The 19,307-nt window shown below is 51.7% G+C and carries 20 protein-coding genes and 1 tRNA gene; 20 read left to right on the top strand and 1 reads right to left on the bottom strand.

Features of this window, described 5'->3' with window-relative positions; all coding sequences use genetic code 11:
- Positions 1-47: 47 nt before the first annotated feature.
- Positions 48-431: an Hsp20/alpha crystallin family protein gene (locus CUZ56_RS02580; protein WP_126977916.1), complete on the bottom strand. Its 384-nt coding sequence runs from the start codon at positions 429-431 to the stop codon at positions 48-50.
- Positions 432-556: 125 nt separating this feature from the next.
- Here CUZ56_RS02580 and CUZ56_RS02575 point away from each other — a divergent pair, with 125 nt between their 5' ends.
- The 20 genes from CUZ56_RS02575 to nuoL all read left to right on the top strand — a co-directional run bounded on the left by CUZ56_RS02575 (position 557) and on the right by nuoL (position 19,289).
- Complete coding sequence (locus tag CUZ56_RS02575; protein WP_126977914.1) at positions 557-1,873, top strand: branched-chain amino acid ABC transporter substrate-binding protein; 1,317 nt, start codon at positions 557-559, stop codon at positions 1,871-1,873.
- Between the two features lie 46 nt (positions 1,874-1,919).
- Positions 1,920-2,243: a hypothetical protein gene (locus CUZ56_RS02570; RefSeq protein ID WP_126977912.1), complete on the top strand. Its 324-nt coding sequence runs from the start codon at positions 1,920-1,922 to the stop codon at positions 2,241-2,243.
- A gap of 195 nt (positions 2,244-2,438) precedes the next feature.
- On the top strand, positions 2,439-2,708 hold the full coding sequence (gene rpsO, locus CUZ56_RS02565; RefSeq protein WP_126977910.1) for a 30S ribosomal protein S15: 270 nt from the start codon (positions 2,439-2,441) through the stop codon (positions 2,706-2,708).
- 227 nt (positions 2,709-2,935) lie between these two features.
- Entirely contained in the window at positions 2,936-5,095 is a 2,160-nt protein-coding gene (gene pnp, locus CUZ56_RS02560) for a polyribonucleotide nucleotidyltransferase (RefSeq protein WP_126977908.1), read from the top strand.
- 49 nt (positions 5,096-5,144) lie between these two features.
- Positions 5,145-6,146, top strand: a complete 1,002-nt coding sequence (locus CUZ56_RS02555) for an NAD(P)H-quinone oxidoreductase (RefSeq protein WP_126977906.1) — start codon at positions 5,145-5,147, stop codon at positions 6,144-6,146.
- Positions 6,147-6,182: 36 nt separating this feature from the next.
- On the top strand, positions 6,183-6,926 hold the full coding sequence (tpiA, locus tag CUZ56_RS02550) for a triose-phosphate isomerase (protein WP_126977904.1): 744 nt from the start codon (positions 6,183-6,185) through the stop codon (positions 6,924-6,926).
- 59 nt (positions 6,927-6,985) lie between these two features.
- On the top strand, positions 6,986-7,390 hold the full coding sequence (gene secG, locus CUZ56_RS02545; protein WP_126978534.1) for a preprotein translocase subunit SecG: 405 nt from the start codon (positions 6,986-6,988) through the stop codon (positions 7,388-7,390).
- An 85-nt stretch (positions 7,391-7,475) separates the two neighbouring features.
- Positions 7,476-7,560: transfer RNA gene (locus tag CUZ56_RS02540), tRNA-Leu, on the top strand.
- Between the two features lie 127 nt (positions 7,561-7,687).
- Positions 7,688-8,047, top strand: a complete 360-nt coding sequence (ndhC, locus tag CUZ56_RS02535) for an NADH-quinone oxidoreductase subunit A (RefSeq protein WP_126978532.1) — start codon at positions 7,688-7,690, stop codon at positions 8,045-8,047.
- Between the two features lie 6 nt (positions 8,048-8,053).
- Positions 8,054-8,536 (top strand): NuoB/complex I 20 kDa subunit family protein, encoded by a 483-nt coding sequence (locus tag CUZ56_RS02530; RefSeq protein ID WP_126977902.1) that lies wholly within the window; start codon positions 8,054-8,056, stop codon positions 8,534-8,536.
- 3 nt (positions 8,537-8,539) lie between these two features.
- Positions 8,540-9,139 (top strand): NADH-quinone oxidoreductase subunit C, encoded by a 600-nt coding sequence (locus CUZ56_RS02525; RefSeq protein WP_126977900.1) that lies wholly within the window; start codon positions 8,540-8,542, stop codon positions 9,137-9,139.
- A 55-nt stretch (positions 9,140-9,194) separates the two neighbouring features.
- Entirely contained in the window at positions 9,195-10,448 is a 1,254-nt protein-coding gene (locus tag CUZ56_RS02520) for an NADH-quinone oxidoreductase subunit D (protein WP_126977898.1), read from the top strand.
- On the top strand, positions 10,445-10,936 hold the full coding sequence (nuoE, locus tag CUZ56_RS02515) for an NADH-quinone oxidoreductase subunit NuoE (protein ID WP_126977896.1): 492 nt from the start codon (positions 10,445-10,447) through the stop codon (positions 10,934-10,936). Before CUZ56_RS02520 ends, nuoE begins: the two co-directional genes overlap by 4 nt.
- Complete coding sequence (nuoF, locus tag CUZ56_RS02510; protein ID WP_126977894.1) at positions 10,933-12,312, top strand: NADH-quinone oxidoreductase subunit NuoF; 1,380 nt, start codon at positions 10,933-10,935, stop codon at positions 12,310-12,312. Before nuoE ends, nuoF begins: the two co-directional genes overlap by 4 nt.
- Positions 12,305-14,653, top strand: coding sequence for an NADH-quinone oxidoreductase subunit NuoG (gene nuoG / locus CUZ56_RS02505; RefSeq protein ID WP_126977892.1), 2,349 nt, complete (start codon positions 12,305-12,307; stop codon positions 14,651-14,653). Before nuoF ends, nuoG begins: the two co-directional genes overlap by 8 nt.
- 33 nt (positions 14,654-14,686) lie before the next feature.
- A complete protein-coding gene (gene nuoH / locus CUZ56_RS02500; RefSeq protein ID WP_126977890.1) occupies positions 14,687-15,757 on the top strand; it encodes an NADH-quinone oxidoreductase subunit NuoH in 1,071 nt (356 codons plus the stop codon).
- Between the two features lie 27 nt (positions 15,758-15,784).
- Entirely contained in the window at positions 15,785-16,273 is a 489-nt protein-coding gene (gene nuoI, locus CUZ56_RS02495; RefSeq protein WP_126977888.1) for an NADH-quinone oxidoreductase subunit NuoI, read from the top strand.
- Between the two features lie 24 nt (positions 16,274-16,297).
- Positions 16,298-16,978 (top strand): NADH-quinone oxidoreductase subunit J, encoded by a 681-nt coding sequence (locus tag CUZ56_RS02490; RefSeq protein ID WP_126977886.1) that lies wholly within the window; start codon positions 16,298-16,300, stop codon positions 16,976-16,978.
- The gene (nuoK, locus tag CUZ56_RS02485; protein WP_126977884.1) at positions 16,975-17,283 is read left to right on the top strand and encodes an NADH-quinone oxidoreductase subunit NuoK; all 309 of its coding nucleotides are present in this window, start codon (positions 16,975-16,977) and stop codon (positions 17,281-17,283) included. Before CUZ56_RS02490 ends, nuoK begins: the two co-directional genes overlap by 4 nt.
- Positions 17,284-17,303: 20 nt before the next feature.
- Positions 17,304-19,289: an NADH-quinone oxidoreductase subunit L gene (gene nuoL / locus CUZ56_RS02480; protein WP_126977882.1), complete on the top strand. Its 1,986-nt coding sequence runs from the start codon at positions 17,304-17,306 to the stop codon at positions 19,287-19,289.
- Positions 19,290-19,307 lie beyond the last annotated feature (18 nt).

The following is a 19,307-nucleotide window of genomic DNA, read 5'->3' as shown; positions in this document are numbered from 1 at the left end:
CACGATGCAATGACACGTTTGCATGTGGCCATAGCAGGAGAGGAGAATCAATTGATGGTCAGTTGTGTACTTGTCTTTTCTTCAACCTTGCGAGCCAGTTTCAGCGTCAGGACGCCGTTTTCCAATTTGGCTTCTGATGCGGCCGGATCAACTTCTGCCGGCAGTACAAATGCGCTGGCGTACTGGCGCGGGGCGCCTTCCTGGGTTTGAATTTTGACCTTGCGGCCGTCAATATCAATGCTCAGTTGTTCGCGGCTGACACCGGGAATATCCAGAGAAACTTCCCATACACCATCTTTTTCTGTCAACGTGCTGAACCCTGGCTCAACAGCGCGGCCAAACCAGCGTGCCAGTTCGTTTTCAAAGCCATTAATCGCAGAGTTTGCACTGTCTTGTGAGTAAGCGCGACGCAATGTAGGAACGAGAAACATACAATAAACCTCCTTGAATTTGATTTTGGCCAGCAGAGCATGCTTGTGAATTGGCTGTTGCAGACACGATTTACTGGCCCGTTGACGGATATTTAGGATCACTCCATTTATTTTCAAGAGCTGATATGACACAGAATTTATGGAAAAGACGCCAATTACTTGGTTTGCCTCTGGCGTTATGGGGCAGTGCAGGGGCCGCAAGTGCCTGGGCGCAGGAGCAGCAGAGCTGGCCTGAGGTGAAAGTGGCACTGGTTGAGGGGTTTTCGGGGGCGTTCGGGAATGCCGGGGAAGGTATTTACCGCAATTTCCTGTTTGCCAGCGGGGCAATCAATGCAGCAGGCGGCATTGTGATCAAAGGCGTTCCGCATCGGCTGGTGGTAGAGCGTTTTGATTCCCAGGGCTCTGTGCAGGGGGCGCTTTCGATGCTGAAAGCGGTGGTGGATAAAAAAATCCGTATCGTTGCGCAGGGTAACAGTTCTGCTGTTGCTGGCGCGTTGCTGGATGCCATCAACAAGCACAATGCACGTAATCCGGCGCAACGGCTGCTGTTTTTGAATTATTCGGCAGTGGAAACCGCTCTGACCAACGAGCGTTGCAGTTTTTGGCATTTTCGTTTTGATACCCATGCCGATATGCGCCTGAAGGCGCTGTTTGAAGTGCTCAAGGGCGACCAGAATGTTTCCAAGGTGTACCTGGTCGGGCAGGATTACAGCTTTGGCCGGTATGTGGTGGAGCGGGCGCGCCAGATGATCCCTGAAGTCCGGCCGGATATTGAAGTGGTTGGGCAGGTATTGCACCCTACCGGGCAGGTCAAAGATTTTATTCCTTACGCGACCCAGATCAAGGCCAGCGGTGCGCAGGCGATTGTGACGGGTAATTATGGCAACGACTTGAGTCTGCTGGTGCGTGCGGTGCGCGATGTGGGGCTGGACGCCAGTTTTTATACCTTTTATGCCAACGATCTGGGTACCCCCACGGCCATGGGAGATGCCGGGGTCGGGCGTGCCATGGCGGTGATTGAGTGGCACCCGAATGTGGGGGTAGAGTTGGGGGGCAAGGCAGGGGAAGCGTCCGACGCGTTTTATCTGGCATTTCGTGAGCGTTTTTCCAAACCCAATGAGGATTTTATCCGGCTGCGTATCCATGTGATGCTGGAGATGCTGGCCCGTGCCGTGGCGCAGGCAGAAGTTGTGGATGCACAATGGATTGCACAGGCGCTTGAGGGCATGCATTACCAGAATGCGTTTCATTCGGGGGTGATGCGGGCGCAGGACCACCAGTTCCAGCAGATGCTGACGGTGATGCGCATGGAAAAAGCCGGTACACCAGGCATCAGGTTTACCAATGAGGGCAGCGCATACGGTTTTCGCACTGTGCTGCGGCTGACGCCGGATCAGGTGGAAATGCCTTCTTATTGCCAGATGCAGCGACCGGTAAGCTAATGGTTTGGAAAGACACAGAGCGAGCAGAGTCAGAAAGTCATAATTAATGGATGCACGTCAACATTTTCAAAAAGCGCTGTTTTTATTGGATCAACAAAATATTGAAGGTGGAGAAGCTGCGCTGAACGATGTGATCTGCCAGGCAAAGGCTGAGGGCGATGTCGTCTTACTGGCCCAAGCATTGGTCTGCTTGGGAGACCTTCTCATACAAAGCAGCCGAGAAAAAGAGGCGTTGCAGCACCTGCGACGAGTGTTGACTCTGGGGCAGGAGGTTGAGGATTTTGAGGAGCGTTATGACGACGTGCTGAATGACGAGCTTCTTCGGGCGAAACAGCTTTTGCAAGAAGGGGAGAAAACTGGTATTAAATGATGGCTATGAGCATGTTGCAGGGGGCGGCTCGCCTAAGCCAATTTCTTGGTGTATAATCCCAAGTCTTGGTTTCATGTGCCATATTTTGGTGCATGGGGCTGTTTGAGTGTGGCGCTTGGTTCAAAGCGCTGAAATGTCACGGCACTGGTTGATTCCACCGGTGTTCGCGGGTTTATCAATATTGAAGGAAATCAAATGTCTGTTGCAAATATCAACAAAGCTGAAATTATCAAGGATAACGCACGCGGTGCAGCCGATACTGGCTCTCCCGAAGTGCAGGTCGCATTGCTGACGGCTCGCATTAACGAGCTGACGCCTCATTTCAAAACCCATGCCAAGGACCACCATGGCCGTCGTGGGTTGCTGAAAATGGTGAGCCGCCGCCGTAAGCTGCTGGATTACCTGAAGCGCAAAGATGCTGACCGTTATACTGCTCTGATTGCCAAACTGGGCTTACGTAAGTAAGTTAAGTCAATGATGCAAAGCCTGTGTGAAATCAATCGCTCACACAGGCTTTTTGTTTTCTGAAGTTTTGAGGGTTTTCTTGTGTGATGTGTCATTCCGAGGCGGTTTGCAGCCGTTAAACGAGCCGCTTCGGAATGGCATCTTGCAGCAAAACATGGACTTCGGAATTTGTCTAAATGCTTGGCGGGCGTCAACGTCTGGTACAAGCCATGAAGGAGATCAAAATAATGACCATGTTCAATAAAGTGACCAAAACATTCCAATGGGGTTCACATACGGTTACCATGGAAACCGGTGAAATTGCGCGCCAGGCGACTGGGGCGGTTTTGGTGAACATAGATGACACCGTGGTGCTGGCCACTGTGGTGGCTGCCAAAACGGCGAAAGAGGGACAGGATTTTTTCCCGCTGACCGTCGACTATATTGAAAAAACGTATGCGGCAGGCCGCATTCCTGGCAGCTTTTTCAAGCGCGAAGCCAAACCCAGCGAGCACGAAACACTGACATCGCGCCTGATTGACCGCCCGATCCGGCCGCTGTTCCCGGAAGGTTTTTACAATGAAGTGCAACTGGTGATTCATGTGATGTCATTGAATCCGGAAGTATCGGCCGATATTGCTGCCTTGATTGCTTCCAGTGCTGCGCTGTCTGTTTCCGGCATTCCGTTTGATGGCCCGATTGGCGCTGCACGGGTCGGTTATGTGAATGGCGAGTATGTGCTGAACCCCGGTCCGTCAGAGCTGAAAAATTCTCAGATGAATCTGGTAGTGGCCGGTACTGATTCTGCTGTGCTGATGGTGGAATCAGAAGCCAGTCAGTTGACCGAAGAAGTGATGCTGGGCGCTGTGGTTTATGGCCATGAGCAGGGTAAAGTGGCGATTGCGGCCATCAATGATCTGGTACGCGAAGCAGGCAAGCCTGAATGGTTGCAGGCTGGTACATGGGTTCCTCCTGTCAAAGACGAGGAGTTCATTGGCAAGGTGACCCGTCTGGCTGAGGACAAGCTGCGCGCAGCGTATCAAATTCGCTCCAAACAGCCCCGTACACAGGCCTTGCGTGAAGCTTATGCCGCAGTGAAAGACGCTTTAACCGCACAGGAAGTGGCGTTTGACGAAGTCAAGGTTGAACAATTGATGTTTGACATTGAAGCACGTATTGTGCGCTCTCAGATTCTGGCCGGTGAACCCCGTATCGATGGCCGCGATACCCGTACGGTGCGCCCGATTGAAATCCGCACTTCTGTACTGCCGCGCACCCATGGATCGGCGCTTTTCACCCGTGGCGAAACACAGGCCATGGTTGCAACGACACTGGGTACTGAACAGGATTCACAGTTGATTGATGCGCTGGATGGCGAGTTCCGTGACAATTTCATTTTCCACTACAACATGCCGCCGTTTGCAACAGGTGAAACCGGCCGTGTCGGCAGCCCGAAGCGCCGCGAAATCGGTCATGGCCGTCTGGCTAAGCGCGCGCTGGTAGCTGTGCTGCCTTCTGTTTCCGAGTTTCCTTACACCATCCGTACGGTTTCTGAGATTTTTGAATCCAACGGTTCTTCTTCAATGGCTTCGGTCTGCGGTGGCTGTCTGAGCCTGATGGACGCTGGTGTTCCGTTGAAAGCGCACGTGGCAGGTATTGCCATGGGGCTGATCAAAGAGGACAACCGTTTTGCCGTGTTGACCGATATTCTGGGCGATGAAGATCACCTGGGCGACATGGACTTCAAGGTGGCAGGAACCTCTGCTGGTATTACGGCATTGCAGATGGATATCAAAATCCAGGGCATCACCAAAGAAATCATGCAAGTGGCTCTGGCACAGGCCAAAGAAGCGCGGATGCATATTCTGGGCAAAATGACTGCAGCACTGGATGGCTCTCGCGACGATGTTTCAGAGTTTGCGCCACGTCTGTATACGCTCAAGATCAACCCGGAAAAAATCCGTGATGTGATTGGCAAGGGTGGGGCGGTGATCCGTGCGCTGACCGAAGAAACCGGCGCCCAGATCAATATTGCTGACGACGGCACCGTGACCGTAGCCAGTAACGATGCTGCCAAAGCGCAGGATGCGATCAAGCGCATTGAAGCCATCACCGCCGAAGTGGAAGTGGGCAAGGTCTATGAAGGCCCGATCACGAAGCTGCTGGATTTTGGTGCGCTGGTTAACATCATGCCCGGCAAGGATGGCCTGCTGCACATCAGCCAGATTGCACATGAGCACGTGAACAAAGTGACCGACTATCTGAGCGAAGGCCAGATTGTGAAGGTGAAAGCACTGGATGTGGATGACAAAGGCCGTATCAAGCTTTCCATGAAGGCATTGCTTGAAAAGCCTGCACAGCAGCCTCAGGCCCAGGAAGGTTCTTCTGAGTCCGACCAGCAGAACTGATGTGTTCTGAAAGCACGGACTTCTGAGCAAAAGGTAAAGGAGAGTACGGATGCGCGCCATTAAAATCACGCAGTATGGCCCCCCGGATGTTTTGCATCTGGTGACGGAGCCCGATCCGACTCCTGCTCAGGGGGAGGTGCTGATTCGGGTGAAGGCATCGGGCATTAACCGCCCTGATGTGCTGCAACGCAAAGGGCATTATCCGGTGCCTCCAGGGGCATCAGAGCTTCCGGGGCTGGAAGTGGCGGGTGAAATTGTCAGTGGTGATACACAGGCGATGCAGGCCGCAGGCTTTTCTGTTGGCGACAAAGTGTGTGCACTGGTTGCTGGCGGCGGCTATGCAGAACTGTGCGTTGCACCTGTTTTGCAGTGTCTGCCTATGCCGGCTAACTTAACCTGGGTGCAGGCAGCGGCTTTGCCGGAAACATTTTTCACCGTATGGTCGAATGTGTTTCAGCGTGGCCACCTGCAGTCTGGCGAGGTTTTGCTGGTACAGGGTGGTACCAGCGGCATTGGTGTGACTTCCATCATGCTGGCCAAGCAGTTTGGTGCCTATGTCATCGTAACGGCAGGCAGTGATGAAAAATGTGATGCCTGCTTGAAGCTGGGTGCTGATACGGCAATCAACTACAAAACGCAGGACTTCGAAAAAGTGGTCATGCAGGTGACCAACGGCAAAGGGGCCGATGTCATTTTGGATATGGTGGCAGGCGGCTATGTTGCCCGCGAGGTCAACTGCCTGGCTGAGGATGGCCGGCTGGTGATTATTGCCGTGCAAGGCGGAATTGCCTCGGAGTTTGATGCAGGCAAGGTTTTGCGCCGGCGCCTGGTGATTACAGGCTCAACGCTGCGCCCCAGGCCAATTGCCTTTAAAGGCCAGATTGCTGCTGAACTGAAGGCCAATGTCTGGCCGATGATTGAACGCGGAGATATTCAGCCGGTGGTTGATCAGGTATTTGCCCCACAGGATGTAGTACAGGCTCATACCCGTATGGAAAGCCGGGCACATGTGGGGAAGCTGGTGTTGGACTGGCAGTTGCTTGCTGATTAACATCTGCCCGCAGCCCTGTGCACGAAGGAATGAAGTATGAGAAAGAATTTGGTTGTTGGTAACTGGAAGATGAATGGCGATAAGGCGCAAAACGAAGCGCTGCTGCAGTCATTATCAACGGCTTGCATTGCTGAAAAGGTGACGGTTGCCGTGTGTGCGCCATTTCCTTATCTGGCGCAGTGCCAGCAGGTGCTGGACACTTCGTGCATGGCATGGGGCGCGCAGGATGTTTCTGAGCATGATGCAGGCGCTTTTACGGGCGATGTATCGGCTTCCATGCTGGTTGATTTTGGCTGCCAATATGTGATTGTGGGCCACTCAGAGCGCCGTGCCCTGCATGGTGAAAGCGATGAGGTTGTGGCACAGAAAGCCAGGCAGGCACTGAATGCCGGCATAACGCCGATTGTCTGTGTGGGAGAGACTGCAGACGAGCAGGAATCCGGGCTGACACATGCTGTTGTATCAAGGCAACTCGCAGCAGTGATTGATCTGCTAGCAGGTGATACAACGTCCATTGTTCTGGCATATGAGCCGGTATGGGCGATTGGCACAGGCAAAAATGCGACGCCAGCGCAGGCGCAGGCGGTTCATGCACAATTACGTGCACAGTTGATCGGATCAGGGGCGGGCGATGTGCCAATTCTGTACGGTGGCAGTGTAAAAGCAGATAATGCACGCGAGTTATTCAGTGAATCTGATATTGACGGTGGCCTTATTGGCGGGGCTTCGTTAAAATCAGAAGATTTTTTAGCGATTATTCAAGCAGCAATTGAAGTTTAAGTTTTGCTGCGGACATGTTTATTGTGAATTGTTGACGGAGTTAGGCGTATATTATGGGTATGAGTGGATTTTCCATTGTCCTTCTGGTCATTCAAATCATTGCTGCAATTGCGATCATTTGTCTGGTTTTATTGCAGCATGGTAAAGGTGCCGATATGGGGGCTGCGTTTGGCAGCGGCAGCGCCGGGAGTCTATTCGGCTCCAGCGGAAGTGCTAATTTTCTTTCCAGAATGACCTCAACAGCAGTGACGATTTTTTTCGTCGCCACATTGGCTTTGACGTATATTGGGTTTAAAACGACAGGCGGTTCCGGCAGCGTTTTTGACAATCCTCAGACGCCTCCTGCAGCAGTGCCGGCAGCGGTGACAACCACGCCGGCAGATGAGGCTCCTGCGGCAACTACGACACAACCGAACCCAGAGTCAACCCCAACCCAGGGAGTGAATCAGATACCTGCAAACTGACTTTAATTTCAGTTACAATTATTCCTTTCATTTGATATGAATTTCAGATGCAGCAGTTGCATGCTGTGTCGGGTAAAAAAATAAAGCCGACGTGGTGGAATTGGTAGACACGCTATCTTGAGGGGGTAGTGGCGAAAGTCGTGCGAGTTCAAGTCTCGCCGTCGGCACCAAATAAAGAGTGTACAGGTGGAGTTATATCCTGTACTGGAGACGAAGGCTGATGGTGGAAAGTGTTACACCAATAAGGTACACTTTGCATCGCAGCATAAAATAAAAAGGCTTAACGGAGAAACCTCGATGAATTTAGAACCGTATCTTGCCGTCATTATTTTCATTGCAATCGGACTGGGAATTGGCGGAGGTTTGCCACTTCTGGGTTATCTGGTTGGTCCGAAACATCCAGACGCAGAAAAGCGGTCCGCATACGAATGCGGTTTCGAAGCTTTTGAAGACGCGCGTATCAAATTCGACGTGCGTTACTACCTCGTCGCCATCCTTTTCATTTTGTTCGATCTTGAAATTGCGTTTTTGTTCCCATGGGCCATTGTGATGCGCGATGTGGGAATGACGGGTTTCATTGCAGTGATGATTTTTCTGGCGATTCTGGTCGTGGGTTTTGCCTACGAATGGAAAAAAGGCGCGCTCAATTGGGAGTAATCGCACATGGCTGATGGCGATAACATCAAAAAAGATGGTTTTATAGTAACCAAGGTGGATGCCTTGATGAACTGGTCTAAAACCGGTTCGTTGTGGCCAATGACTTTTGGTCTGGCATGCTGTGCCATGGAAATGATGCATTTTGGCGGCGCACGTTATGATGCTGACCGCTTTGGCATGCTGTTCCGGCCAAGCCCCAGGCAGTCAGACCTGATGATTGTTTCAGGCACTTTGTGCAACAAGATGGCTATGGCTTTGCGCAAGGTATATGACCAGATGGCCGAACCGCGCTGGGTTATCTCCATGGGCTCTTGCGCCAATGGCGGTGGTTATTATCACTACAGCTATTCAGTGGTTAGAGGCTGCGACCGCATTGTGCCGGTGGATGTGTACGTGCCTGGTTGCCCGCCAACGGCTGAAGCGCTGGCATACGGCATTTTGCAGTTGCATAAAAAAATTCGCCGAACTAATTCCATAGCGAGGTATTGAGCGATGAGCTATGTTGAAACTTTTCAATCCACCGTCGAAACAGTTTTAGGATCTCTGCTCAAAAAGGCGCAGATTATCAGAGGCGATCTGGTACTTGAAGTCAGCCCGGAAAATTATCTGGCTGCCTGTCAAAAACTGCGTGATGACAGTGCCTGTAAATTTGAAATACTGATTGACCTGTGCGGTGTTGACTATTCAACCTACCGTGAAGGCGAATACGATGGGCCGCGTTACTACGTTGTATTGCAGTTGCTCTCCATTGCACAGAACCAGCGTATCCGCGTGAAAGTGGCCTGTGCCGATGATGAAATGCCGCTTCTGCCTTCGCTGGTTAACGTTTGGCCGAATACCAACTGGTTTGAACGCGAAGTGTTTGACATGTACGGTGTTGTCTTTGAAGGTCATCCGGATTTGCGCAGAATTCTCACAGACTATGGTTTTATCGGACACCCGCAGCGCAAAGATTTCCCGATCTCTGGTCATGTCGAAATGATCTACGACGAAAAGCAGCAAAGGGTGGTGTACCAGCCTGTCACGATTGAGCCGCGAGAGATCATTCCCAGAGTGATTCGTGAGGATGGTTACGGTGGCGTCAGGCATTAACTTCAGATAACCAAAGTAGGTACAAACCGCTAGTAGCAGATACACAAGGTAAGCCATGGCAGAAATCAAGAATTACACACTTAACTTTGGCCCACAGCATCCGGCAGCACACGGTGTGCTGCGTTTGGTGCTTGAGCTTGATGGTGAGGTGGTAGAGCGGGCTGACCCGCACATTGGTTTGTTACACCGGGGTACGGAAAAGCTTGCAGAAACCCGTACCTATCTTCAGAACCTGCCTTACATGGACCGTTTGGACTATGTGTCCATGATGTGCAATGAGCACGCCTACTGTCTGGCGGTGGAAAAGCTGCTGGGCATCAAAGTGCCTATTCGTGCGCAGTATATCCGTGTCATGTTTTCTGAGATTACGCGTCTGGCGAATCATTTGATGTTCTTAGGCTCGCACGGGCTTGACTGCGGTGCCATGAACATGATGATTTATGGCATGCGTGACCGCGAAGATATTTTTGATATGTACGAAGCGGTTTCCGGTGCCCGTATGCATGCGGCTTATTTCCGACCTGGTGGCGTATACCGCGATTTGCCGGATTCCATGGCTTTGTATAAAGAGTCGAAAATTCACAATGCCAAGTCAACCAAACGCCGCAACAAACCGCGTGAAGGCAGTTTGCTGGACTTCATTGACGAGTTTGCCGGGCGTTATCACAAAAACCTGGATGACTACGAAACCCTGCTGACGGAAAATCGTATCTGGAAGCAACGCACGGTAGGTATTGGTGTGGTCAGCCCTGAAGAGGCCAAGCAGCTTGGGTTCACAGGGCCGATGCTGCGGGGGTCCGGCATATTGTGGGACCTGCGTAAACATCAGCCCTACGAAGTGTATGACCGCATGGATTTTGATGTTCCTATCGGCACCAACGGCGACTGTTATGACCGCTATCTGGTGCGTGTGGAGGAAATGCGTCAGTCCGTACGCATCATCAAACAGTGTGTGGACTGGCTGCGCGTGAATCCGGGGCCGGTGATTACGGATGATCATAAAGTGGCGCCACCTTCGCGCGTGGAAATGAAAACCTCCATGGAGTCGCTGATTCATCACTTCAAACTGTTTTCTGAAGGGATGAGTGCTCCTGAAGGGGAGGCGTATGCGGGGATTGAACATCCGAAGGGGGAGTTGGGTGTTTATCTGATCAGTGACGGAGCCAACAAACCATACCGGTTCAGGCTGCGTTCACCAGGTTTTGTACACCTTTCAGCAATGGATGTCATGGCCAAAGGGCACATGCTTGCTGACGTGGTGGCGATTATTGGCACGATGGATATTGTGTTTGGAGATGTTGACCGATGATATCTGAAGCAACCAAACAGCGATTTGCACGCGAACTGGAAAAGTACCCGGCAGATCAAAAACAGTCTGCGGTGATGGCTTGTCTGGCCATTGTGCAACAGGAGCAGGGGTGGATATCACCCGAAGCTGAGGCACAGGTCGCGGAGTATTTAGAGATGCCAGCGATTGCCGTGCGCGAGGTGACCAGCTTTTACAACATGTACAACCAGAAACCGGTTGGCAAATACAAGCTCAATGTATGTACCAACCTGTCTTGCCAGTTGCGTGGCGGTAAAGAAGCGGTAGAGCATCTGTGCAAAAAACTGGACGTGAATGTCGGCGAAACGACGGCGGACGGCCTGTTCACTGTGCAGGAATGTGAATGTCTGGGCGCATGTGCCGACACACCAGTGATGCTGGTGAATGACCGTAACATGTGCAGCTTTATGGACAATGACAAACTGGATCAGCTCATTGACGGCCTGAAGTCAGCGGAGGACGCGCAATGAAGGTACAAGACGTTCTGGCCCAGTTTGCAGCAACAGGCAAGGAAACCTGTTTTCATGGCCGCCACATTAACCCACAGATTTATGCCGGTATCGATGGCACGAACTGGGGGTTGAAAGACTATGAAGCCCGCGGCGGCTATCAGGCACTGCGCAAAGTGCTGGGTAAAGATGGCGGCAGCGGCATGTCTCAGGATGAGATCATTGCCACGCTCAAAACATCAGCCCTGCGCGGTCGTGGCGGTGCTGGTTTTCCGACTGGTTTGAAATGGAGTTTCATGCCACGCGCGTTTCCGGGCCAGAAATACCTGGTGTGTAACGCTGACGAAGGCGAGCCGGGCACGTGTAAAGACCGCGATATTCTGATGTTCAACCCGCATATGGTGATTGAAGGCATGCTGATTGGCGGCTACACCATGGGTGCCAGTGTTGGGTTCAATTATATTCACGGCGAGATTTTCGAAGTTTACGAACGATTTGAGCAGGCGATAGAGGAAGCCAGAGCGGCGGGGTATTTGGGAGATAACATTTTAGGCTCGGGATTCAGCTTTCAGTTGCATGCACACCATGGCTTTGGGGCATACATCTGTGGTGAAGAAACGGCGTTGCTGGAGTCCATTGAAGGTAAAAAAGGGCAGCCCCGTTTTAAACCGCCATTTCCTGCCAGTTTTGGTATTTATGGCAAGCCGACTACCATTAACAATGTGGAAACACTGGCCGCGGTGCCGTGGATCATTCTCAATGGCGGCGAGGCATATCTGGCCTGCGGCAAGCCAAACAATGGCGGCACCAAGATTTTCTCCATCTCAGGGGATGTGGAGTTTCCGGGGAATTATGAAGTACCCATGGGCATTCCGTTCTCCCAATTGCTGGGGCTGGCGGGTGGCGTACGTCATGGGCACAAGCTCAAGGCGGTGATTCCAGGCGGTTCATCTGCTCCAGTGTTGCCGGCAGAAATCATCATGAATACCACGATGGACTATGACGACCTGGCCAAGGCCGGTTCGATGATGGGGTCTGGTGCGGTGATTGTGATGGACGAAACACGTTGCATGGTCAACAGTTTGCTGCGTTTGTCTTATTTTTACATGCATGAATCGTGTGGCCAGTGCACACCTTGCCGTGAAGGTACCGGCTGGTTGTGGCGCATTATTCACCGTATTGAGCATGGACAGGGCAAGCCTGAAGATTTGGATTTACTGGATTCGGTGGCGTTTAATATCAAAGGCCGAACCATCTGTGCGCTTGGGGAAGCCGCTGCCATGCCGGTACAGGCATTCCTGAAGCATTTCCGCGATGAATTCGCCTATCACATTGAGCACAAGACCTGTAAGGTTGGTGCGCACTCGTCTCGTCAGCAGGATGCACTCCATGGTTGAAATAGAACTTGATGGTCGTAAGGTTGAGGTCACAGAAGGCAGCATGGTGATGCAGGCTGCCGAGAAGGCCGGTACGTTCATTCCTCATTTTTGCTATCACAAAAAACTCTCCATTGCGGCCAACTGCCGCATGTGTCTGGTGGACGTTGAAAAGGTACCGAAGCCGGTACCTGCATGCGCCACGCCTGTGACGCAGGGTATGGTTGTTCATACCAAGAGTGAAAAAGCCGTTGCAGCACAGCAATCGGTGATGGAGTTTTTACTGATTAACCATCCGCTGGATTGCCCGATCTGTGACCAGGGCGGCGAGTGTTTGCTGCAGGATCTGGCTGTGGGCTATGGCAGTGACGGCTCACGCTATACCGAAGAAAAACGGGTGGTGTTCCATAAAAACGTAGGTCCGCTGATTTCCATGGAGGAAATGAGCCGCTGTATTCAATGTACCCGCTGTGTGCGCTTCGGGCAGGAAATTGCCGGTATCATGGAACTGGGCATGGTGAACCGGGGCGAGCACGCAGAAATCACGACATTTTTGGGTTCAACCGTGGATTCCGAGATTTCCGGCAACATGATTGACATTTGCCCGGTCGGTGCGTTAACCAGCAAGCCTTTCCGCTATTCAGCCCGTACCTGGGAGCTTTCCAGACGCAAAAGCGTCAGCCCGCATGATTCCACCGGTGCCAATCTGGTGGTGCAGGTGAAGGGGGCGCAGGTCATGCGTGTGGTACCGCTGGAAAATGAAGATGTGAATGAATGCTGGATTGCTGACCGTGATCGTTTTTCCTACGAAGCACTGAACAGTGATCAGCGTTTGACCAAACCCATGCTCAAGCAGGATGGACGCTGGCATGAAGTGGACTGGCCGACCGCGCTGGATTATGTAGCCCGTGCTCTGAAAGATATTGCCCAAACGCATGGCGCTGACAGCGTGGGGGCTTTGGCGACAGGCCATTCCACAGTGGAAGAGTTGTATCTGCTCTCCAGCCTGATGCGTGAGTATGGTTCCGATAATGTGGATTTCCGTCTGCGTCATTCAGAATTTGTTCAAGGCCATGGTGCACATTGGCTGGGAACCAGCATTGCATCGCTGTCTACGTTGAACAGTGCATTGGTGGTAGGCTCTTTCTTGAATAAGGATCATCCGCTGTTTGCACAGCGTATCCGCCAGGCCTGCAACAAGCAGGGTGCAGAGGTGTTCCGTATCCACGCGGTGGCCGACGATTGGCGCTTGCCAATTGCTGGTGAAGTGGTGGTGGCACCATCCCAGTGGCTGAAAGCACTGTGCAATGTGGCACAGGCTGTTGCCCAGGAAAAAGGAACACAATCACCATTTGCCGGTACTGTTGATGACGTTTCAGCAGCCATTGCCAAGTCATTGATTTCCGGCCAAAGTAAAGCCATTCTGCTGGGGAATATGGCTGCACAGCATCCCCGTGCTTCTCAGTTGCTGACAGCCACTAACTGGATTGCCGAGCAAACCGGCGCAACCGTTGGGTATTTAACGGAAGATGCCAATACAGTCGGTGCGCAACTGGTGAAGGCAATGCCTCAAAACAGTGGTTTAAACGCAGCGCAGATGCTGGAAAAATCTCTGCGTGCCTATATTCTGCTGGCAACTGAGCCTGAACTGGATATGGCCAACCCTGCACGCGCCTATACTTCGCTCAAGGGCGCTGATACGGTGATTTGCATGTCTGCGTTCAAGAGCGAAAAAGCAATGGACTATGCAGATGCTTTGCTGCCAATCGCGCCGTTTACAGAAACAGCGGGCACATTCATCAATGCAGAAGGGCGTGTGCAGTCGTTCCACGGTGTGACAACACCTTTGGGGGATACGCGTCCGGCATGGAAGGTGCTGCGTGTGCTGGCTGATATGCTGGGGTTATCAGGCCTTGCATATAACAGTGCGCAAGAGGTTCGTGAAGCCGCATTGATGAATCTGGCAACAGATGAAACAGGGCTTCTTTTGAAGTCTGGCTTGTCTAACCAGAGCGAAGCAGCAGTGCCCGCCGAATTCTCTTTGAACCTGGGTGCAGGCGAGTATGAGCGTGTTGCAGAAGTGCCGATTTATGCGACAGATGCACTGGTTCGCAGAGCGCCTGCACTGCAAGCCACCAGAGACGCCAAGCCACCGGTTGTGGGCGTGCCTACGCATATCTGGAAAGATATGGGGTTGCAGGATGGTGATCAGGTGCGTGTTCAGCAGGGTGAAGCCCATGCTGTTTTGCAAGCTGTGCATGCACCGGCACAGGCGAACGGTACGTTACGTGTTCCCGTCGGTCATCCATTGACTGCAACGCTGGGAAATGCGTTTGGTCCACTGACAATTGTGAAGGTCTGAGCCAGGGCCATGATGAGAAAGACTGGATAAAAAATGATCGATTTCATTTACAACTGGGGATTAGGGGTTTTTGGATACTCCTTTTGGACACTGATTTGGACAGTGATCAAAATTGCCGTTGTGCTGGCTCCGTTATTGACCCTGGTAGCTTATCTGACCATGTGGGAGCGTGTCGGGATTGGGCATACGCAGATTCGTCCCGGCCCGAACCGTGTGGGCCCTTGGGGCTTGCTGACACCGATTGCCGATGCGACCAAGCTGATTTTTAAGGAAGTGATTACGCCGGCCAAAGCCAATAAGGTGCTGTTTTACATGGCGCCGGCCATTACCATGGGGGCATCGCTGGCTGCCTGGGTGGTGATTCCGTTCGGGCCGGATATGGCTGTTGCCAATGTCAACGCCGGTTTGCTGTTGCTGCTGTCGATTACCTCACTGGAAATTTACGGCATCATCATTGCCGGCTGGGCGTCCAACTCCAAGTATGCGTTCCTCGGTGCCATGCGTGCTTCTGCACAGATGATTTCTTATGAACTGGCCATGGGTTTTTGCGCCGTGATCATTCTGATGGTTTCCGGCAGCCTGAATATGTCCACGATTGTGGTGGGACAGCAGCAGGGCATGTTTGCCAGCTGGGGGTTGAATTTTCTGTCATGGAACTGGCTGCCTTTGCTGCCTATCTTTGTGATTTATTTCACCTCAGGCCTGGCCGAATGTAACCGTCACCCGTTTGACGTGGTAGAAGGTGAATCGGAAATTGTGGCCGGGCACATGATTGAATATTCAGGCATGGGGTTTGCCATTTTCTTCCTGGCCGAATATGCCAACATGATTCTGGTTTCCATACTGACCGTCACGTTCTTCCTGGGTGGATGGGATGCACCGTTTGCTTTCCTGAGCTTTATTCCGGGCTGGATCTGGCTGGGCATAAAAACATTCTGCGTTGTAACCATGTTCCTGTGGGTACGTGCCACTTTCCCGCGCTATCGCTATGACCAGATCATGCGTTTGGGCTGGAAGGTGTTTATTCCTGTCACGCTGGTTTGGCTGGTACTGGTAGGAATATGGATCATGTCACCATGGAACATCTGGACTTATACGGGTTGATCCCGCAGTTGACAAAGGACGACAGCAATGTCTGCGATCAAAAATTTCTTTAACACCTTTTTGCTCAAGGAGCTTCTCCAGGGGCTCATGGTAACGGGGCGCCACTTCTGGTCTCCGACCATTACCGTGTATTACCCGGAAGAACAAACACCACTGTCTCCGCGTTTTCGTGGCTTGCATGCACTCAGGCGTTATGAAAACGGTGAAGAGCGTTGCATTGCATGCAAACTGTGTGAGGCTGTTTGTCCGGCACTGGCCATTTCTATCGAAAGTGCCGAGCGCGAAGATGGCTCCCGCCGCACGACGCGTTACGACATTGATTTGGCCAAATGTATTTTCTGTGGTTTTTGCGAAGAAAGCTGCCCGGTGGACTCCATCGTGGAAACGCATATTTTCGATTACCACGGAGAGAAAAAAGGGGATCTGTATTTCACCAAAGATATGCTTTTAGCTATTGGTGACCGATACGAAAAAGAGATAGCCGCCAATAAGGAGGCTGATGCACGTTACCGCTAGTAACATGATGCAAGGCAAACAAGCATGGTCATAACCGCTTTCTTTTACTTTTTCGCAGCACTTCTGGTGTTTTCGGGGTTTCGGGTTGTTACAGCGCGTAATCCGGTTTATGCAGTGCTTTATTTAATTCTGGCATTTTTTAATGCGGCAGGGATCTGGATGCTGCTCAGGGCCGAGTTTCTGGCTATTGTGCTGGTGCTGGTCTATGTGGGCGCGGTGATGGTGTTGTTCCTGTTTATCGTGATGATGCTGGATATCAACATTGATACATTGCGTCGCGACTTCTGGAAGTATTTCCCGGTCGGGCTGATGATTGCTGTGGTGATCATCGTTGAAGCAGGGATTGTGTTGATGGGCGGGTTTGGCTCTGAAACGCTGGCGAGTGTGACGAGTGAGGTTTCTGCCAGAGGTAATGCTGCAGATATCGGGCAGAAGCTTTATACCGATTACCTGTATCCGTTTGAAATTGCTGCCATATTGCTGCTGGTGGGGATGATTGCTGCGATTGCTTTGACATTCCGGCCCCGCAGGGCTAACAACAAGGCGATAGAAGTATCTGAGCAGTTGAAGGCAAACAAGGCGGACCGCCTGAAGGTTGTGAAGCTTGAAGCGGTGAACCGCGGCGCTGAAGCTGCGGCAGAAGATGCACCTGATGCTGTTGCATCGGGCGAGACGCCCGCAGCACAGGGAGGAGAAAAAGCATGACATTGACACTGGGACACTTTCTGACGCTGGGTGCAATTTTGTTTGCGCTGTCTGTCGTGGGTATTTTCATGAACCGCAAGAATCTGATTGTGCTGCTGATGGCCATTGAGCTGATGCTGTTGGCGGTTAACATGAACTTTGTCGCGTTTTCGCATTTCCTTGGTGATCTTAACGGACAGATTTTTGTGTTTTTTATCCTGACGGTCGCTGCGGCAGAGTCTGCTATCGGTTTGGCGATTCTGGTTCTGCTATTCCGTAACCGTTCGTCAATTAATGCTGACGAACTTGATTCCCTTAAAGGGTAACCATCCAGCAAGTGAACACTATGACGACAACTATTTCACAAAGTTTATTGCTGGCCGTACCGATGGTGCCTTTGGCAGGCTGTATTGTCGCCGGGTTATTCGGTAAGCAGGTCGGTCGAAAAGGGGCTCAGTGGGTTACGATTCTGGGGGTACTGATTTCGTTTATCTGCTCAGCAATCGTGTTTTCCCAGACGCTCGGTGGTGCCACCTTCAACGGCACCATCTATGAGTGGGCCATGATTGGCGGCATGAAGATGGAGATCGGCTTCATGGTCGATAACCTGACGGCCCTGATGATGTGTGTGGTAACTTTTGTGTCGCTGATGGTTCACGTTTATACCATCGGCTATATGCACGATGACCCGGGATATCAGCGTTTCTTTTCGTACATCAGCCTGTTCACATTCTCCATGCTGATGCTGGTGATGGCCAATAACATGCTCCAGCTGTTCTTTGGCTGGGAAGCGGTTGGTCTGGTTTCTTACCTGTTGATTGGTTTTTGGTATACACGTCCGACAGCGATTTTTGCCAACCTGAAGGCCTTTTTGCTGAACCGCGTCGGTGACTTCGGGTTTATCTTAGGGATAGGTTTGCTGGCTGCAGCAACGGGTTCGCTGAATTACAACGACATTTTTGCCCAGAAGGATTCTCTGGCGACCATGGCTTTCCCCGGCACAGACTGGCAACTGCTCACAGTGGCTTGTATTTGCCTGTTTATTGGCGCCATGGGTAAATCGGCACAGTTTCCATTGCATGTGTGGCTGCCTGATTCGATGGAAGGCCCGACACCGATTTCGGCACTGATCCACGCGGCAACCATGGTGACGGCCGGCATCTTTATGGTGACCCGTATGTCGCCGCTGTTTGAGTTGTCTGATACGGCGCTGAGTTTTGTGCTGATCATTGGTGCCATTACGGCTTTGTTCATGGGCTTTCTGGGGATTATCCAGAACGACATCAAACGTGTGGTGGCGTATTCAACGCTTTCGCAGTTAGGGTATATGGTGGTGGCACTGGGTGTGTCGGCCTATCCGATTGCGATTTTCCACCTGATGACGCATGCGTTCTTTAAAGCATTGCTGTTCTTGGGGGCGGGTTCTGTCATCATTGGCATGCACCATAACCAGGACATCCGCTACATGGGCGGCGTGCGCAAATACATGCCGATTACCTGGATCACATTTTTAATCGGTTCCCTGGCATTGATCGGCACTCCGCTGTTTTCAGGTTTCTACTCGAAGGACAGTATCATTGAAGCCGTTCAGGAAAGCCATCTTTATGGCTCCGGTTTTGCTTCATTTGCTGTTTTGGCTGGTGTTTTTGTCACGGCGTTGTATTCTTTCCGTGTGTATTTCCTGGTATTTCATGGTAAGGAACGTTATGACCAGGTGCCGCATGACCCGCATGCAGATGATCACCATGGACATACTGGGAAGCCGCATGAAACCCCACTGTCTATGACATTGCCGCTGATTGCATTGGCCATCCCATCTGTTATTGCAGGCTATATCATTGGGCCTTTGTTATACGGTAATTTCTTTGACGGTATTGTTGAGCCACTGAGCAATCATGCCGTCATGGAAGAAATGAAAGCGGGTTTTCATGGTGTATGGGCGATGACAACGCATGGCCTGATGGCCGCGCCGTTCTGGCTGGCTTTGGCCGGGGTGGTGGTTGCCTGGTTCCTGTACATGGTCAAGCCCGGAATTCCGGCATGGATTAAAAAGAATTTTGCATGGCTGTACAAAATTCTGGATGCCAAGTATTACATGGACTGGCTTTGGATTAATGTCTTTGCCGGGCTTGGCGTTAAATTGGGGAATTTGCTGTGGAAGGCCGGAGATCAGGGTGTCATTGACGGAGGACTGGTCAATGGATCCTGGAAAATTGTGGGCCGCATTGCAGCATTGGTACGCAGGTTCCAAACAGGTTATATCTACCACTATGCTTTGGCGATGGTGTTCGGCGTGTTTGTGCTGATGACCTGGTTCCTGTGGCTCAATTAGTAGAAGAAGGAAAATTCA

This window comes from Saezia sanguinis (assembly GCF_003991585.1).
Lineage (GTDB): Bacteria > Pseudomonadota > Gammaproteobacteria > Burkholderiales > Burkholderiaceae_C > Saezia > Saezia sanguinis.
This window is presented reverse-complemented; position numbering and strand designations above follow the sequence as displayed.

What these genes read in the sequence shown, in the direction of transcription:
- CUZ56_RS02580 (WP_126977916.1), bottom strand. Translation starts at nt 431, where the DNA reads ATGTTTCTCGTTCCTACATTGCGTCGCGCTTACTCACAAGACAGTGCA.
- CUZ56_RS02575 (WP_126977914.1), top strand. Translation starts at nt 557, where the DNA reads ATGACACAGAATTTATGGAAAAGACGCCAATTACTTGGTTTGCCTCTG.
- CUZ56_RS02570 (WP_126977912.1), top strand. Translation starts at nt 1,920, where the DNA reads ATGGATGCACGTCAACATTTTCAAAAAGCGCTGTTTTTATTGGATCAA.
- rpsO (WP_126977910.1), top strand. Translation starts at nt 2,439, where the DNA reads ATGTCTGTTGCAAATATCAACAAAGCTGAAATTATCAAGGATAACGCA.
- pnp (WP_126977908.1), top strand. Translation starts at nt 2,936, where the DNA reads ATGACCATGTTCAATAAAGTGACCAAAACATTCCAATGGGGTTCACAT.
- CUZ56_RS02555 (WP_126977906.1), top strand. Translation starts at nt 5,145, where the DNA reads ATGCGCGCCATTAAAATCACGCAGTATGGCCCCCCGGATGTTTTGCAT.
- tpiA (WP_126977904.1), top strand. Translation starts at nt 6,183, where the DNA reads ATGAGAAAGAATTTGGTTGTTGGTAACTGGAAGATGAATGGCGATAAG.
- secG (WP_126978534.1), top strand. Translation starts at nt 6,986, where the DNA reads ATGAGTGGATTTTCCATTGTCCTTCTGGTCATTCAAATCATTGCTGCA.
- ndhC (WP_126978532.1), top strand. Translation starts at nt 7,688, where the DNA reads ATGAATTTAGAACCGTATCTTGCCGTCATTATTTTCATTGCAATCGGA.
- CUZ56_RS02530 (WP_126977902.1), top strand. Translation starts at nt 8,054, where the DNA reads ATGGCTGATGGCGATAACATCAAAAAAGATGGTTTTATAGTAACCAAG.
- CUZ56_RS02525 (WP_126977900.1), top strand. Translation starts at nt 8,540, where the DNA reads ATGAGCTATGTTGAAACTTTTCAATCCACCGTCGAAACAGTTTTAGGA.
- CUZ56_RS02520 (WP_126977898.1), top strand. Translation starts at nt 9,195, where the DNA reads ATGGCAGAAATCAAGAATTACACACTTAACTTTGGCCCACAGCATCCG.
- nuoE (WP_126977896.1), top strand. Translation starts at nt 10,445, where the DNA reads ATGATATCTGAAGCAACCAAACAGCGATTTGCACGCGAACTGGAAAAG.
- nuoF (WP_126977894.1), top strand. Translation starts at nt 10,933, where the DNA reads ATGAAGGTACAAGACGTTCTGGCCCAGTTTGCAGCAACAGGCAAGGAA.
- nuoG (WP_126977892.1), top strand. Translation starts at nt 12,305, where the DNA reads ATGGTTGAAATAGAACTTGATGGTCGTAAGGTTGAGGTCACAGAAGGC.
- nuoH (WP_126977890.1), top strand. Translation starts at nt 14,687, where the DNA reads ATGATCGATTTCATTTACAACTGGGGATTAGGGGTTTTTGGATACTCC.
- nuoI (WP_126977888.1), top strand. Translation starts at nt 15,785, where the DNA reads ATGTCTGCGATCAAAAATTTCTTTAACACCTTTTTGCTCAAGGAGCTT.
- CUZ56_RS02490 (WP_126977886.1), top strand. Translation starts at nt 16,298, where the DNA reads ATGGTCATAACCGCTTTCTTTTACTTTTTCGCAGCACTTCTGGTGTTT.
- nuoK (WP_126977884.1), top strand. Translation starts at nt 16,975, where the DNA reads ATGACATTGACACTGGGACACTTTCTGACGCTGGGTGCAATTTTGTTT.
- nuoL (WP_126977882.1), top strand. Translation starts at nt 17,304, where the DNA reads ATGACGACAACTATTTCACAAAGTTTATTGCTGGCCGTACCGATGGTG.